Origin of the sequence: Streptomyces sp. NPDC012769 (assembly GCF_042901205.1) — a bacterium.
Taxonomy (GTDB): domain Bacteria; phylum Actinomycetota; class Actinomycetes; order Streptomycetales; family Streptomycetaceae; genus Streptomyces.
The window spans coordinates 424,767-438,916 of the sequence record NZ_JBIBCP010000001.1; the positions used below are offsets into that span (position 1 = coordinate 424,767).

Sequence of the window (14,150 nt, forward strand, 5' to 3'; positions counted from 1 at the left end):
GGAGTTCCTACCGTACCGGCGTCACCGTGAGAGGAGCTTTCGAGATGACGTCGACACTGGACACCGCACGGCTCGGGGACGGTCTGCGGGAACAGACCGCGGGTCTCGCCCGCGCCGTCGCCGGCCGGGCGCCGGACACCCCGGTCCCCACCTGCCCCGCGTGGCCGTTGCGGACGCTGGTGGGGCATGTCGGTCAGGAGCACCGCTGGGCGGCCGCGCTCGTGCGCGAGCGGCGCCGACTGGCCGTCCCCGACCCGCGAGAGGCCCGGCCCGGCGGCCCGGACGAGTGGGACGGGTGGCTGCGCGAGGGCGCGGAGGAGTTGATCCGCGCGGTACGGGAGACGGGTCCCGGGACCGGGGTCGAGACCTTCTTCGGGCCTCGGCCGGCGGTCTTCTGGCTGCGCAGGATGCTGAGCGAGACCGGAGTCCACCACTACGACGCGGCCCTCGCGACGGACAGCCCCTTCGACATCGCCGAGGACCTGGCGGCCGAGGGGATCGGCGAGACCCTCGGGCTGCTCGCGGCGCCGGCCCTGCGGGCCGTCAGACCGGAGGTCGCCGAACTGCGCGGCCGCGGGGAGCGGATCGGGTTGCGGCCATCGTCGGCCCGGGCTGGGTGATCACCCGGGCGCCCGAGGGACCGCGGTGGGAGCGCGGGCCGGTCGATGCCGACGTGGTGGTGTCGGGGACGGTGGCCGACCTCATGCTGGTCGTGTCCCGCCGTATGCCGCCGGGCGACGGGCGGGTGGTGGTGACGGGTGACGACGCGCTGCTGCACCACTGGCTGGCGCACACGGCGCTCTGACGTCGAGGTCCGACGGCCCTCGCCGCGGCGGGTGCCCCGGCCGCCGTCTCCCGCCTGTCACCGCAGGGGCGCCGTCAGCTTCCGGCCCGAGTCGGAGGGAGCGGCGAGGCTGCAGGCGACGGTGTCGGCGCCGAGGAGGTAGCTGGTCCGGTAGGGGTACTGGACGAAGGTGGCCCAGCGGGTGCCGAGCGGCTGCTGGGCGGCCTCGGCGCGCAGGGGCGCCCGGCACAGCGCGGCCGCCGCGTCCCGTACGGCGCGGTCGTCGGCGTAGGCACCGGTGAGGCGGAGCCGCGCCACGAGCTCGGCGTCGTGCGGCGTGTCGCAGGCGCGGCGGGCGACGGTGCCGGGCGCGGCGCGGTCGATGTCGAAGCAGTCGCCGACGCGCAGCGCGTCGTAGGCCGTGCGCGGGGCGGAGGTCGCGGCCGGGCGGCCGGTGGTCGGGCGGGGCCGGGGGCTCGCACCGGAGGTGCCGCGTCTGCTGTCGGCGGCCGTGGGCGAGCCCGCGGCGGGCGGGGTCGTACGGACCCGGTCCGTACGCGGCGGATCGGGGCGCTTCGTGGGGGGCGAGGGCAGTGGCGAGGCGCTCTCGCCCTGGGCGGAGGGCCGCTGGCCCGGCGTGCCGTTGACCGTACCGTCCGCCGCGCCGTTCGCCGTGCCTTCCGTACCCCCGCGCCCCGACGGCGTGTCGGTGCCGACCACGATCGGTGCGGACGGCACGGACGGTATGGCGCGCGGGTCGCGGTCGTCCGTGCCGCCACGTGCGGTGACGGCGACGACCAGGACTACGGTCGCGGTGAGGATCGCGGCGAGCGCCGCGACCGGCAGCGCGACGACGCCCGGCCGTCTCGGTGGCCGGGCGTCGCGGGACGGGGATTCCGTCGGCGGGTGGAGCATGCTCATCAGGGTCGCCCGCGCTCGCCCGTGTGGCGAGCGGTACCGGTCGGTTGGGGCCCGCTCGTACAGAACCGTGACAATATCGCGGCTCGCGCGAGACCCTCGGACGGCCGCACGGGCCTACAGGCCCAGCTGGCGCTCGGCCGCGTCGACGGTCTGCGCGAGGAGGACGGCGATGGTCATCGGGCCGACGCCGCCGGGGACGGGGGTGATGAGGGAGGCGCGCTCGGCGGCGCTCTCGAAGTCGACGTCGCCGACGTTGCCGGGGTTGTAGCCGGCGTCGATGACGACGGCGCCGGGCTTGATGTCCTCGCCCTTGATGAAGCGGGGCTTGCCGACGGCCGCGACCAGGACGTCGGCCTCGCGGACGGCGGCGGAGAGGTCGGTGGTGCGGGAGTGGCAGTAGGTGACGGTCGCGTCGCGGCCGAGGAGCAGCAGACCGGCCGGCTTGCCGAGGATGGCGCTGCGGCCGACGACCACGGCCCGCTTGCCGCTGAGCTCGACGTCGTACGCGTCGAGCAGGCGCATGATGCCGCCGGGGGTGCAGGAGACGAAGCCGGGCAGGCCGAAGCCCATGGCGGCGAAGGAGGCCATGGTGACGCCGTCGACGTCCTTCTCCGGCGCGATGGCCTCGAAGGCGGCGCGCTCGTCGATGTGCGGTCCGACCGGGTGCTGGAGCAGGATGCCGTGGACCTCGGGGTCCTGGGACAGCGCGGTGATCGCCGCGACGAGCTCCTCGGTGGTCGTCTCGGCGGGCAGCTCCACGTGCCGGGAGCGGATCCCGGCCTTGGCGCAGCGGTTCTGCTTCATCTTCACGTACGTGACGGAGGCCGGGTCCGCGCCGACGAGGACGGTCGCGAGGCAGGGGGTGGTGCCGGTGCGGCGGGTGATCTCGGCGGCGCGCGCGGCGGTCTCCTCGACCGTGCGGCGGGCGAGCGCGGTGCCGTCCATGAGGCGGGCGGTGCTGGTGGACATGGGCCACTCCTGGGCGTCGTCGAGAACGAGGGATCGCCCAGGCGCACGGCTGCGACACGGCCGCGCGGGGTGCGCGCGTCCGCCGGGCCGCTCCCCGGTGGTGATCCACCTCAAGCGCCAGTCACGGCCCGGGCTCCACTCTACGTGACGGTCCCACGCGAGGAGGGCGCCCGGGTACCGCTCGCGGGTGGCCCGATCAGCGGTGGGTTACTCCCCTTACTCCGCCTGAACCACCCGCGTTGCCGCCTCACCCGCCCACGGCGAGAGTCCATGGTGAAGAAACACCCGCTCTCACCAGGAGGTACGCATGCGCACGCGCATCATCAGCACTGCCGCTCTGGCCCTCGGCCTCGCTCTCGGTGGCGCCGGAACGGCACTCGCCGATCCCGTGCCGGGCGCGGACGCGGTCGGTGCCGCGGTCAACTCCCCCGGCGTCCTCAGTGGAAATGTGATCCAGGTCCCCGTCGACCTGGACGCCAACGTCTGCGGCAACACCATCAACGTCATCGGTCTGCTGAACCCCGCGTATGGGGTCACCTGCGTGAACGCCACGCCGTAGTCGGCGAGCACCGCCCCCGGCGCACCGGGCCCCTCACCCACCGACGGGTGAGGGGTCCGGCGCCTGTGGGCGGGTCCCCCGGCCGGCCGCCCTTCCTTCCTGACGACGGGTGAGGGCGGGTAATTCCGGGCGGGAGGAGAGGCCGACTGTTAAGGTGTCAACGACGTTGACCGTGTATCGAGGAGTCATAGACGTGGTGGGTGACGACGACATCTCCGGGTGAGATCCGGATCTGACGGCCACCGGACGCGCCGAGGAGCGCACCGCCGGAGTGGCCCGTTCGTCGTACCCCTTTTCCGTACGTCTCCCCGGGGCGGAGCTCTGTCCGCTCCCGGCCTTCTCTCGAGGTCACTTCCATGTCCCACGGCACCATCGTCTGCTCCGACCTGTCGTTCGCCTGGCCCGACGACACCCCCGTCTTCCACGAGCTGTCCTTCACCCTGACCGACGGCAGCACGGGTCTGGTCGCCCCCAACGGTTCCGGCAAGAGCACCCTGCTGAAGCTGATCGCGGGCGAACTGCGGCCCGGCGCCGGGTCGGTGTCCGTCAGCGGCACGCTCGGTCATCTGCCGCAGAGCCTGCCCCTGACCGGTGACCTCACCGTCGCGGAGGTGCTCGGCGTGGACGCGGTCATCCGCGCTCTGGACGCCGTCGAGTCGGGTGACGTGAGCGAGGAGCACTTCACCACCATCGGCGACGACTGGGACATCGAGGAGCGCACCCGCGCCCAGCTCGACCGTCTCGGTCTGGCCGGTCTCGCCCTCGACCGCTGCCTGAGCACCCTCAGCGGCGGCCAGGTCGTCTCGCTCGGCCTCGCCGCCCAACTGCTCAGGCGCCCCGATGTCCTGCTGCTCGACGAGCCGACCAACAACCTCGACCGGGACGCGCGGCACAGGCTGTACGACGTGCTGGCGGACTTCCCGGGTCTGCTGCTGGTGGTCGCCCACGACCGTGCCCTGCTCGACCGCATGGACGGCATCGCCGAGCTCGGCACCAGCCGACTGCGCTTCTACGGCGGGAACTTCACCGCCTACGAGGAGGCGGTGCGGGCCGAGCGGGAGGTCGCCGAGAAGAACGTGCGCAACGCGGAGCAGGAGCTGAAGCGGGAGAAGCGGGAACTGCAGCAGGCCCGCGAACGCGCCGAGCGCCGTGCGAGCAACGCCGCCCGCAACCTCAAGAGCGCCGGGCTCCCGCGCATCTTCGCCGGCACCATGAAGCGTGGCGCGCAGGAGTCGGCGGGCCGGGCCGGGCAGATGCACGCGTCGCGGGTCGGCGAGGCGAAGGCGCGTCTCGACGAGGCCGGGCGCGCGCTGCGCGAGGAACAGCGCCTCAGCCTGGACCTGCCCGACACCCAGGTGCCCGCCGGACGCAACCTCTTCCTCGGCGAGGGCATGCAGGTCCGGCACGACGGCGGGGACGTGTTCGCCGAGGGCGGCGTCGACCTCTCCGTACGCGGTCCCGAGCGCATCGCGCTCATCGGGCCCAACGGCGCCGGCAAGACCACGCTCATGCGGCTGATCACGGGTGCGCTCGCCCCCGACGGTGGAGCGATCAAGCGCGGCGAGGGTCGCGTCGCCTATCTCTCCCAGCGGCTCGACCTGCTGGACCTGGACCGCACGGTCGCGGAGAACTTCGCGGCGTTCGCGCCCGAGCGGCCCGAGGCGGAGCGGATGAACCTGCTCGCGCGCTTCCTGTTCCGCGGGTCCCGGGCGCACCTTCCCGTCGGCGTGCTCTCCGGCGGCGAGCGGCTGCGGGCCACCCTCGCCTGCGTCCTGTGCGCTGAACCGGCCCCGCAGCTGCTGCTGCTCGACGAGCCGAGCAACAATCTCGACCTGGTGAGCGTGGGCCAGCTGGAGAGCGCGCTCGACTCCTACCGGGGTGCGTTCCTGGTGGTCAGCCACGACGAGCGGTTCCTCGCCGAGATCGGGGTGAACCGCTGGCTGCGCCTGGCGGACGGCACGCTGGAGGAGACGGGTGGCCCCGGGCTGTAGCCGCCGGTGTGCGCATCGGCCCGCGTCCGAGGCCCTGTGCCCGGCGGGCGTACGACCACGACTCTCGGTGGACGGTTCTCCCCATGTCGCAATCCGCTCTGCTCGCCCGTGATCTCGTCCGTGACCTGGGCGGCCGCCGCGTCCTCGACGGCGTGTCCCTGACCGTGTCTCCCGGCCGGCGCGTCGGTCTGATCGGGGAGAACGGCGCCGGCAAGTCCACCCTGCTGCGGGTGCTCGCCGGGCTTGACGAACCGGACGCCGGAAGCGTCTCGCGTCCGGCCGGCCTCGGCTTCCTGCACCAGGAGATGTCGTTCGCCACCGGGTCCACCCTCGCCGATGTGCTGGACGACGCGCTGCGCGAGGCCCGCGAGGACCTCGCGCGGCTCGAACGGCTCGGTGAGGAGCTGGCCCGCCTCGCGGAGGACGACCCCCGCCACGCCGACCTTTCGGAGGCGTACGGCAGACATCTGGAGGAGGCCCAGGACCGCGAGTCCTGGGACGCCGACCGCCGGGCCGCCCTCGTGCTGGACGGACTGGGCCTTGGCACGCTCGGCCACGACCGCACGCTCGGCTCGCTGTCCGGCGGGCAGCGCGGCAGGCTGGCTCTGGCGGCGCTGCTCGTACGGCGGCCGCCGGCGCTGCTGCTCGACGAGCCGACGAACCACCTCGACGACGGCGCCGCCGTCTTCCTGGAGGAGCAGCTGCGCGGGCTGCCCGGGCCGGTGGTCCTGGCAAGCCATGACCGTGCCTTCCTCGACGCCGTGTGCACGGATCTGATCGACCTCGATCCGGCGGTGGACGGACCCGTGCGATACGGCGGTGGCTACAGCGCCTATGTGAGCGAGAAGCGTGCCGAGCGGGAACGCTGGGAGCGCCGGTACGCGGAGGAGCAGGAGGAACGGGAGGAGTTGAGGCACGCGGCGGGGGTGACGGCGCGCCGGGTCGCGCCGGACCGGGGGCCGCGCGACAACGAGAAGATGGGCTACGGCCACCGGGCGGGCCGTGTCCAGAGCCAGGTCTCCCGTCGGGTGCGCAACGCGAGCCGGCGTCTCGCGGAACTGGAGCGCACCCGGGTCGCCGAGCCGCCTGTGCCGCTGCGGTTCGCGGCGCCGCGGCCGGTCGCGACCTCGGCGGAGGGCCGGGAGCCCTTGGTGTCCCTGAGCGGGGTACGGGTTCCCGGGCGGCTGGCGCTCGGGACGCTGGAGGTGTCGGCGACCGAGCGGCTCCTTGTCACCGGCGGCAACGGGGCGGGAAAGTCGACCCTCCTCGCGGTGCTCGCCGGGCACCTCGCGGCCGAGGGTGAGGTGCGCCGGCGGCCTGGGCTGCGGGTGGGGATGCTCGCGCAGGACACCGTGTTCGAGCGGCCCGACCGCACGGTCCGGGAGACGTACGAGCGGGAGCTGGGGGCGGAGCGGGCCGAGACGGTGCCGCTGGTCCGTCTCGGTCTGCTGGCCGAGGCGGAGCTGGACCGGCCGGTGGGGCAGCTGTCGGTGGGGCAGCGCCGGAGGCTGGCGCTCGCGCTGCTGATGGCACGGCCGCCCGGACTGCTGCTGCTCGACGAGCCGACGAACCACCTCTCGCCACGGCTGTGCGACGAGTTGGAGGGTGCGCTGGGCAGCGGTCCGGGCGCGGTCGTGGTCGCCAGTCACGACCGCTGGCTGCGCCGCCGCTGGGAGGGGCGGGAGCTGCGGTTGACGGCGGAGGCGGGCACGGGCATGGGCATGGGATAGCGCCGAGCCTGGGCCTGGGCCTGGGCCTGGGCCTGGGCCTGGGCCTGGGCCTGGGCCTGGGCCTGGCAGTCTTGCACCGCACGAGAGTCACCTGTCAAGATGGTGATGTGAATCTTGACCATGTCTTCGTGTGCGGGCACCCGGCGCTCGACTTCGCGGCCACGCTGCGCGCCCGGCGTTCGACCCGGTTCGAGATGTTCGTGGCGCCGGACCGGCTCAACGCCTGGTATCTGGAGTCCGGGCTCGTGGACACGATCACGCCCGCCGAGGAGGGTGACGTCCGGGAGGCGATCGCGCTGCGCGAGGCGCTCTACCGACTCGTCACCGACCGCCGCCTCGGAGAGGACTTCGACCGGGAGGCGCTGGCGGTGCTCAACGCCGCCGCCCGTCAGGCCCCGGCGACGCCGCAGCTGACCCGGGCGGGGCGGCACACCGACGCGACGCCCGGTCAGGCATTGGCGACTCTGGCGCGGCTGGGCGTCGAACTGCTCAGCGGCCCCGACGTCCCGCTGCTCAAGGAGTGCGGCAACCCCGAGTGCACGCGCGTCTACATCGACCGCTCGCGGGGCATGCGGCGCCAGTGGTGCGGCATGGAGTCCTGCGGCAACAAGATCAAGGCGGCCGCCTACCGCGCCCGCAAGAGGACGACGTCGGTCGCCGCCGGGAACTGACCCGGCGGCGAACCGCCTACAGCCCCAGCTCCAGGGCGAGGCACGAGCCGAACTTCCATGCCCCTTCGGGGTCGTACGAGGAGGCGGCCGCGTTCGGCGCGCCCTCCGTGACTTCGGTCATGTCCTCGAATCGGATGCGCTCGGGGAGGTTGCCGTAGCGGGCCTGCCGTGCCGCCGCCTCGACCGTGGTGTCCGCCGTTGACGCTCGTACCTTTTCCACGTCCGTTCTCCTTTTCCTCTTCCCAGCGTTTCTTCAGAGACGGTCTGCGTCGACGACGGCCTGCGCGAAGGCGGTCGGCGCCTCCTGCGGGAGGTTGTGGCCGACGTTCTCGACGGTGCGGTGCTCGTACGGGCCCGTGAAGCGGTCGCGGTAGGCGGAGCCGTCACCCGGCGGGGTGAAGGGGTCCAGGGCCGGGTCGAGGGTGATCGTCGGGACGCCGATGGCGGGCCGGGCGGCGAGCAGGGCCTCGTAGCGGTCGTAGCGACGCTCGCCCTCGACGAGGCCGATGCGCCAGCGGTAGTTGAAGAGGACGACGGCCGCGTAGTCGGGGTTCTCGAAGGCCCGGGCGGTACGCCGGAAGGTGGCCTCGTCGAAGTCCCAGGTGGGCGAGACGAGGGTCCACACATAGCGGCAGAGGGCGATGCGCTCGTCGACGTCCTCCATGGCCTTCCTGCCGCGCTCCGTGGCGAAGTACCACTGGTACCACCAGAGGCGCTCGACGGCCGGGGCCGCGGGCTCCCGCTGGGCCTTGCGGTCGGTGATGAGGTAACCGCCGGTCGACACGAGCGCCTTGACCCGCTCGGGCCACAGGGCGGCGATGATGCCGGCGGTGCGCGAGCCCCAGTCGAAGCCGGCGAGCACCGCCTTGTCGATGCCCAGGGCGTCCATCAGGGCGAGGATGTCGAGGGCGACGGCGGACTGTTCGGCGGTGCGCGGGGTGCGGTGCGACAGGAAGCGTGTGCTGCCGTGGCCGCGCAGATACGGGACGATCACGCGGTAGCCCCGGTCGGCGAGGAGCGGGGCGACGTCGACGTAGCTGTGGATGTCGTAGGGCCAGCCGTGCAGGCACAGGACGACCGGGCCGCGGGCGGGCCCGATCTCGGCGTAACCGACATCGAGCACACCGGCCTTGACCTGCCGCAGCCTGCGGAAGCCCTGGTGGGCGCCCGGGGAGACGGTGGGCACCGTGGGGACGGGTGCGCCGCCCCGGGTCCGCGCGGCGGCGTCTTCGCCGACGGCGGACCCGACCGACTGCAGGCCGGTCAGCGAGACGGCGGCCGCGCCGGTGCTCAGGCCGAATGCCTTGGTGAACGTACGCCTGTCGATCACGAGGAACCCCTTCGCTCATGCCTGCGATGACCCACCCGATTCCCCCATGGGGAACTCCCGCTCCCCCTTGACCCCTCGGACACGAGGTCGCGCCGGCGGCCGGAGCATGACTCACCCTCACACGCCATGCGTCACCTGTCAAACCGGTGACGCTCGCGGCATCCCCCCTCCACCCGGGGCCTTGACCGCGCGGTTCGGACTCCTCATGATGTCGTCACCGCCTCAACCGGTGACGACGTGGAGTCGTCCCGAACGGAGGCGATCCGAAGTCTTCGACCCAGATGGGGAGTACGAGCCATGGCAGTCACCTACACCGCTCATGTCGACGTCGACGGAGAGGGCCGCAACGGCGGTCGCGTGCGCTCCTCGGACGGCCTCCTGGAGACCGGGCTCGCCATCCCCAAGGAGTTCGGCGGCACGGGCGACGCGACCAACCCGGAGCAGCTGCTGGCCGCCGGCTGGGCCGCCTGCTTCCTCGGCGCCCTGAGGCGTGCCGCCGCCGTCCGCCGGATCCGGCTCACCAGCACCGCCATCACCGCCGAGATCACCCTCACCCACGGCGACGACGGCGAGTTCTCGCTCTCCGCGGTGCTCAGCCCCGTCCTCGGCGGCGTGGATCAGGCGACGGCCGAGGAGCTCGCGCACGCCGCGCACCGGATCTGCCCGTATTCCAAGGCCACGCGGGACAACATCCCCGTCTCCCTCAACGCCTCGGCGGCCGCCGCCTGACGTCCCGCTCCGCACAAGCGCCTCACGACGAGCGGAAGTCGGCTCCGGGTCGAGCGCCCGCCGGTCAGCCCAGGACCGAGGGCGGCAGGGCGCGGACGGCCTGGAGGGCCGCGTACAGCTCCGCCGTGCCGACCGGGTCGGTGACGTCGCGTCCGGTGATCTGGCGGATGCGGCGGAGCCGCTGGCGCACGGTGTTGGGGTGGCAGTGCAGGGACCGCGCGGCGTCCTCCACGGAACCCGAGGCCGCGTACCAGGCGGTCAGCGTGCCGATCAGCGCGCCGCGCCGGTCGGCCGGCAGGTCGAGGAGCGAGCCGAGGACGGAGCGTGCCATCCGGGCGGCGACGTCCGGGGAGTGGACCACGAGCCCGGCCAGCGGGCCGTCGTCGAAGCCCGTGACCGGCGGGCCGTCCGGATCGGCGGTGGCCAGGGCGAGCCGGGCCAGCCGCAGGCCGGTGGCGCACTCGGAGAGGGCGGAGAAGGCCGGGCTCACCCCGTAACGAAGCGTGGCCGAGCGTCGGAGGACGGACAGCAGCCGTTCCAGGGTGCCCTGGTCGCGGACCGAGACCAGGCCGGTCAGCAGGCCGGCGGTGCGGCTCCAGGCGGAGGCGATGCCGTGGGCGGCGAGCCGGTTGCCGATCTCGGGCGCCGGTCCGGGCGGCGGTTCGGCGACCAGCACCACGAACAGGCCGTCGTACGGCAGGCGCAGGGTGTCCGCCGCCCGCCACCGTGCCTCCGTCGTGCTGGCGGTGCCGTCGAGCAGTGCGGCGAGGGCCGGGGAGCCCTCCGGGTCGCCGGCGGCCCGCCGCGCGTGCTGGTAGGCGGTGGTGATCTCGTTGGCGCCCGTCTCGATGAGCCCGAGCAGGCGGGCCGCGCCGTCGGACAGGGCCTCGAGACCGCCGTGGCCGGCGTTGCGGGCCTCGGCGGTGAGCTCCTCCAGCAGCAGCCGTCCGCCCGCGTGGTAGGCGGCGATCACGGCGGTCAGCGGAACGCCCTGGCCGGCCCTGCGGAGCGCGGTGGAGGTGGCCGGGGCGGCGCCGTGACGGCCGGTCAGGGAGCCAAGGGTGAAGGTCAGATGGGCGCGGCAGGAGCCGCGCAGTTCCTCGACGGGGACCAGCCGTCGGTAGGCGACGGTGCCGGCGGGGGCGAGGATGCGGTCGACGGCGCGTTCGCTCAGTTCGGTCAGCCGCCCGCCGAGGGCGGTGGCCAGTAAGCCGATGCGTCGATCCGTCGGAGGGGTGATGACGGGGCTATCGGACATGGCCGCATCCTAGCCAGCCGTGCGGCATTGCCGAACGACATTTGTCATTGTCGTTGATCACATGAGTGGGTTTCACATCCTGTCCGTCGCTCCATCACCGGGTGCGCACCTCGCGTCGAATCATCGAGGCACGACCTCGTCACCTTCACACACCCCGGGGAACCCATGAGATTCCTGCGCACCGCCCTGCCCGCGGCCGCCGCTCTGCTGGCCGCCCTGACCGTGACCGCGCACCCCGCCGCCGCCGTGGACAGCGGTGACCTCCCGGACGCCTTCTACACCCCGCCGCCCGGTGAACTCACCGCCGGTCCGGGCGAGGTGATCCAGTCGAGAGCCGCCTCGTTCCGGATCGAGCCGACCGGTCTGGTCGACCAGGACGTGCGCTCCTGGCAGGTGCTCTACGGCTCCGCCGACGCCGAGGGCCGCCGGATCGCGGTCTCCGGCACCGTGCTCGTCCCCGAGACTCCGTACGGCGGGCCCGGCCCGCGCCCGGTGGTCGCGCACGCCATCGGCACCCACGGCCTGGGCGACCGGTGCGCCCCCTCACGGGCGCTGGCCGAGGGCACCCAGTACGAGAGCCTCGTGATCGACGCGATGCTCGACCGCGGCTGGGCCGTCGTGGTCACCGACTATCAGGGGCTCGGCACCCCCGGTGGGCACAGTTACGTCAACGGGCGCGCCGAGGGGCAGGCCGTGCTGGACTCGGTGCGGGCCGCCCAGCGGCTGCCCGGGGCGGGGATCGCCGCCGACGCCCCGGTCGTCATCGCCGGTTACTCACAGGGTGGTCAGGCGGCGAGCTGGGCGGCCGAGCTGCAGCCAGCGTACGCACCGGAGCTGGACGTGCGCGGCGCCTCCGTCGGCGCGCCGGCGGCGGACCTGCTGCTGGTCGCGCAGGGCGTCGACGGCAGCCCGGCGTTCGGCTTCGGCCTGACCGCCGCCGTCGGCCTGAAGCACGCGTATCCGGAACTCCCGCTGGAGGAGCTGCTCACCGAGCACGGTCGCGCGCTGCTGGCCGACATCTCCGACGACTGCACCCTGGAGATCGCCGCCAAGTACGGGATGCACAGCTGGGACCGGCTGACGACCGAGGACCCGTTCGCGCGGGCCGACTGGCGTGGCCGGCTCGCCGAGCAGCGGGCCGGGCAGCGCCGTCCGGACGTGCCGGTGCGGCTGTACCACTCGCGCCTGGACGACGTGATCCCGTACCGGGCGGGCACCGAGCTGAAGGACCGGCTGTGCGGCCTGGGCACGTCCGTCGACTGGGACACGTATCTGGTGCCGACCCACATCGCCACCTTCTACGCCGCCGCGCCGGCCACCGTCGACTGGCTGGCGGACCGCATCGCCGGCCGCCCGGTGGAGAACGACTGCTGACATCCGGCGGCGGACGGCCGGCCCGTCCGGCGGCGCGGGAAGGCGCCGCCGGACGGGTCCGTCCTCACTGGCTCACGGCGCCATCTCGTAGGTGCCCGAGAGGGCCTCGACGCGCTGCCAGACGCGCTCCGAACGCGCCTCGTCGACGACGGGGCGCCGGACCGCGCCGAGCGCCCAGAGCTGCTGCTGCTCGGTCGCGGAGTCCTTGCCGTGCAGCTCGACGGCGTGGGCGGAGAAGTCGCGGACGAGGACGGCGAACAGCTCGTCGAGGACGTCCTCGTCGAGGCCGGTCAGCGCCGCCTGCTCCAGGACCAGCTGGCCGTGGACGACGAGCGCGAAGAGCTGGCCGACGGCGAGGAGGAGGTCGAGGTCACGGCTCTGCTCCTCGTCCGGGGCCGCCTTGAGGACGAACTCGCAGAGGGCGTCGGCCTGTTCGCGGAAGCGGGCGACGTTGGGCAGGTGTGCGTACGCGTCGTAGGCGGCTCGCCAGTCGTGGAAGCGCACCGAGCCGAGCCCCCGGGCCGGGCCCTGGCGGAAGAGGAACGTGTCGTCGGCCGCGTCGAGGCGGGTCGGGACGGCCGGGTAGTCGACCGGGTCGAGGAGGTGGTTGCGCATGAACTTGAGGATCAGCGCCAGGTTGACGTGGACCGTGCCCTCCAGCTTCGGCAGACCGCGGATCTCCACGGCCGCCTGGGCGAAGTAGTTGTCCTTCTCGAAACCCTTGGCGGCGATGACGTCCCACATCAGGTCGATGACCTTCTCGCCCTCGGTGGTCACCTTCATCTTCGTCATCGGGTTGAAGAGGAGGTAACGGCGGTCGTCGGGGCCCGCGGTGCGGAAGTAGTCGACGGCACGGTCGCTGAACAGCTTCATGCCGACGAGCCGGACGTACGCGTCGGTCAGCTCGCGCCGCACGTGCGGGAAGGCGGTGACGGGCCGGCCGTAGAGGATCCGGTTCTGCGCGTGGGTGACGGCCTCGTACATCGCGTGCTCGCAGATGCCGATCGAGGCGGTGCACAGGTTGAACTTGCCGACGTTGACGGTGTTGAGGGCGGCGTCGAAGGCGGCGCGGCCGGTGTGCAGGACGTCCTCCGCGGCGACGGGGTAGTCCTCCAGGCGGAACTCGCTGACGTACTTGGAGGAGTCGACGACGTTCTTGACCAGGTGGTAGGCCGGGTGGCGGCTGTCGGCGGCGAAGAAGACGTAGCCGTCGGGGCCCTCGACATCGGTGCGGCGGCCGAAGACGGAGACGAGTCCGGCCGCGTTGCCGTTGCCGATGTAGTACTTGGAACCGGTGGCGCGGAAGCCGCCCTCGCCGTCCGGCTCCAGGAGCATGTCGGTGGAGTAGATGTCGGCGCCGTGCGACTTCTCGGAGAGGCCGAACGCGAACACCTCGCCCTGGGAGAGGAGTTCGGCGGCCCGCGCGCGGGCGGCGGCGTTGTCGCTCTGCCAGACCGGGCCGAGGCCGAGGATGGTGACCTGCCAGGCGTACCAGTAGTCGAGCCCGTAGAAGCCGAGTATCTCGTTGAGGGCGGCGATGCGGGCGGTGTCCCAGCGCTTGTCGCCCTCCTGCTCACCGGCGGCGGAGGACGGCGTCAGGAAGGTCGCGAAGAGTCCTTCCTCGGCCGCGAAGGCCAGGAAGTCGCCGAGCCAGGCGCGGGTCCGGTAGTCCTCGATGATCCGGCGCTTGCCGCGCGCCTCGAACCAGTCGACGGTGGCGCGCAGCAGCCGGCGGGTCTCCGGGTCGAAGTGCGCGGGGTCGTACGTCCGCGGATTGAAGAGCAGCGCGTCGGCCATGGGTGCCGCCTTTCGGCTGAGAGGGGTGGGATGAGGG

General features: G+C 73.2%; 14 protein-coding genes and 1 riboswitch. Of the genes, 8 read left to right on the forward strand and 6 right to left on the reverse strand.

Going from position 1 to position 14,150, the window contains the following annotated elements; all coding sequences use genetic code 11:
* The first annotated feature begins 44 nt into the window (after positions 1-44).
* Positions 45-620 carry a maleylpyruvate isomerase family mycothiol-dependent enzyme gene (locus ACFY7C_RS02010; protein ID WP_389642279.1) on the forward strand — a complete coding sequence of 192 codons (576 nt, stop codon included), beginning with the start codon at positions 45-47 and terminating at the stop codon, positions 618-620.
* A complete protein-coding gene (locus ACFY7C_RS02015) occupies positions 617-805 on the forward strand; it encodes a hypothetical protein (protein ID WP_389642282.1) in 189 nt (62 codons plus the stop codon). Before ACFY7C_RS02010 ends, ACFY7C_RS02015 begins: the two co-directional genes overlap by 4 nt.
* A gap of 57 nt (positions 806-862) precedes the next feature.
* Here ACFY7C_RS02015 and ACFY7C_RS02020 read toward each other — a convergent pair whose 3' ends face one another.
* Both ACFY7C_RS02020 and ACFY7C_RS02025 read right to left on the reverse strand, forming a co-directional pair.
* A complete protein-coding gene (locus ACFY7C_RS02020; protein WP_389642284.1) occupies positions 863-1,699 on the reverse strand; it encodes a hypothetical protein in 837 nt (278 codons plus the stop codon).
* Between the two features lie 120 nt (positions 1,700-1,819).
* Positions 1,820-2,674 carry a bifunctional 5,10-methylenetetrahydrofolate dehydrogenase/5,10-methenyltetrahydrofolate cyclohydrolase gene (locus ACFY7C_RS02025; protein ID WP_389642286.1) on the reverse strand — a complete coding sequence of 285 codons (855 nt, stop codon included), beginning with the start codon at positions 2,672-2,674 and terminating at the stop codon, positions 1,820-1,822.
* Between the two features lie 28 nt (positions 2,675-2,702).
* Positions 2,703-2,809: riboswitch (ZMP/ZTP riboswitch) on the reverse strand.
* 172 nt (positions 2,810-2,981) lie between these two features.
* Here ACFY7C_RS02025 and ACFY7C_RS02030 point away from each other — a divergent pair.
* From ACFY7C_RS02030 to ACFY7C_RS02045, 4 genes are all read left to right on the forward strand, one after another.
* Positions 2,982-3,233, forward strand: a complete 252-nt coding sequence (locus ACFY7C_RS02030; protein WP_389642289.1) for a chaplin — start codon at positions 2,982-2,984, stop codon at positions 3,231-3,233.
* Between the two features lie 356 nt (positions 3,234-3,589).
* Positions 3,590-5,224: an ABC-F family ATP-binding cassette domain-containing protein gene (locus ACFY7C_RS02035; protein ID WP_389642291.1), complete on the forward strand. Its 1,635-nt coding sequence runs from the start codon at positions 3,590-3,592 to the stop codon at positions 5,222-5,224.
* 83 nt (positions 5,225-5,307) lie between these two features.
* Positions 5,308-6,954 (forward strand): ABC-F family ATP-binding cassette domain-containing protein, encoded by a 1,647-nt coding sequence (locus ACFY7C_RS02040; RefSeq protein WP_389642294.1) that lies wholly within the window; start codon positions 5,308-5,310, stop codon positions 6,952-6,954.
* Between the two features lie 107 nt (positions 6,955-7,061).
* Positions 7,062-7,625, forward strand: a complete 564-nt coding sequence (locus ACFY7C_RS02045; protein WP_389642296.1) for a CGNR zinc finger domain-containing protein — start codon at positions 7,062-7,064, stop codon at positions 7,623-7,625.
* Between the two features lie 16 nt (positions 7,626-7,641).
* Here ACFY7C_RS02045 and ACFY7C_RS02050 read toward each other — a convergent pair whose 3' ends face one another.
* The gene (locus ACFY7C_RS02050; protein ID WP_389642299.1) at positions 7,642-7,845 is read right to left on the reverse strand and encodes a hypothetical protein; all 204 of its coding nucleotides are present in this window, start codon (positions 7,843-7,845) and stop codon (positions 7,642-7,644) included.
* A 33-nt stretch (positions 7,846-7,878) separates the two neighbouring features.
* Positions 7,879-8,955 (reverse strand): alpha/beta fold hydrolase, encoded by a 1,077-nt coding sequence (locus ACFY7C_RS02055; protein WP_389642302.1) that lies wholly within the window; start codon positions 8,953-8,955, stop codon positions 7,879-7,881.
* Positions 8,956-9,252: 297 nt separating this feature from the next.
* Here ACFY7C_RS02055 and ACFY7C_RS02060 point away from each other — a divergent pair, with 297 nt between their 5' ends.
* Positions 9,253-9,684 (forward strand): Ohr family peroxiredoxin, encoded by a 432-nt coding sequence (locus ACFY7C_RS02060; RefSeq protein WP_389642304.1) that lies wholly within the window; start codon positions 9,253-9,255, stop codon positions 9,682-9,684.
* Positions 9,685-9,748: 64 nt separating this feature from the next.
* Here the strand turns inward: ACFY7C_RS02060 and ACFY7C_RS02065 are convergent, their stop codons facing one another.
* Positions 9,749-10,942 (reverse strand): helix-turn-helix domain-containing protein, encoded by a 1,194-nt coding sequence (locus tag ACFY7C_RS02065; RefSeq protein ID WP_389642307.1) that lies wholly within the window; start codon positions 10,940-10,942, stop codon positions 9,749-9,751.
* 165 nt (positions 10,943-11,107) lie between these two features.
* Between ACFY7C_RS02065 and ACFY7C_RS02070 the strand changes: the two genes are divergently transcribed.
* Complete coding sequence (locus tag ACFY7C_RS02070) at positions 11,108-12,316, forward strand: lipase family protein (RefSeq protein WP_389642310.1); 1,209 nt, start codon at positions 11,108-11,110, stop codon at positions 12,314-12,316.
* Positions 12,317-12,388: 72 nt separating this feature from the next.
* Here the strand turns inward: ACFY7C_RS02070 and ACFY7C_RS02075 are convergent, their stop codons facing one another.
* Positions 12,389-14,113: an acyl-CoA dehydrogenase family protein gene (locus tag ACFY7C_RS02075; protein ID WP_389642313.1), complete on the reverse strand. Its 1,725-nt coding sequence runs from the start codon at positions 14,111-14,113 to the stop codon at positions 12,389-12,391.
* Between the last annotated feature and the right edge of the window lie 37 nt (positions 14,114-14,150).

What these genes read in the sequence shown, in the direction of transcription:
- ACFY7C_RS02010 (WP_389642279.1), top strand. Translation starts at nt 45, where the DNA reads ATGACGTCGACACTGGACACCGCACGGCTCGGGGACGGTCTGCGGGAA.
- ACFY7C_RS02020 (WP_389642284.1), bottom strand. Translation starts at nt 1,699, where the DNA reads ATGCTCCACCCGCCGACGGAATCCCCGTCCCGCGACGCCCGGCCACCG.
- ACFY7C_RS02025 (WP_389642286.1), bottom strand. Translation starts at nt 2,674, where the DNA reads ATGTCCACCAGCACCGCCCGCCTCATGGACGGCACCGCGCTCGCCCGC.
- ACFY7C_RS02030 (WP_389642289.1), top strand. Translation starts at nt 2,982, where the DNA reads ATGCGCACGCGCATCATCAGCACTGCCGCTCTGGCCCTCGGCCTCGCT.
- ACFY7C_RS02035 (WP_389642291.1), top strand. Translation starts at nt 3,590, where the DNA reads ATGTCCCACGGCACCATCGTCTGCTCCGACCTGTCGTTCGCCTGGCCC.
- ACFY7C_RS02040 (WP_389642294.1), top strand. Translation starts at nt 5,308, where the DNA reads ATGTCGCAATCCGCTCTGCTCGCCCGTGATCTCGTCCGTGACCTGGGC.
- ACFY7C_RS02060 (WP_389642304.1), top strand. Translation starts at nt 9,253, where the DNA reads ATGGCAGTCACCTACACCGCTCATGTCGACGTCGACGGAGAGGGCCGC.
- ACFY7C_RS02065 (WP_389642307.1), bottom strand. Translation starts at nt 10,942, where the DNA reads ATGTCCGATAGCCCCGTCATCACCCCTCCGACGGATCGACGCATCGGC.
- ACFY7C_RS02070 (WP_389642310.1), top strand. Translation starts at nt 11,108, where the DNA reads ATGAGATTCCTGCGCACCGCCCTGCCCGCGGCCGCCGCTCTGCTGGCC.
- ACFY7C_RS02075 (WP_389642313.1), bottom strand. Translation starts at nt 14,113, where the DNA reads ATGGCCGACGCGCTGCTCTTCAATCCGCGGACGTACGACCCCGCGCAC.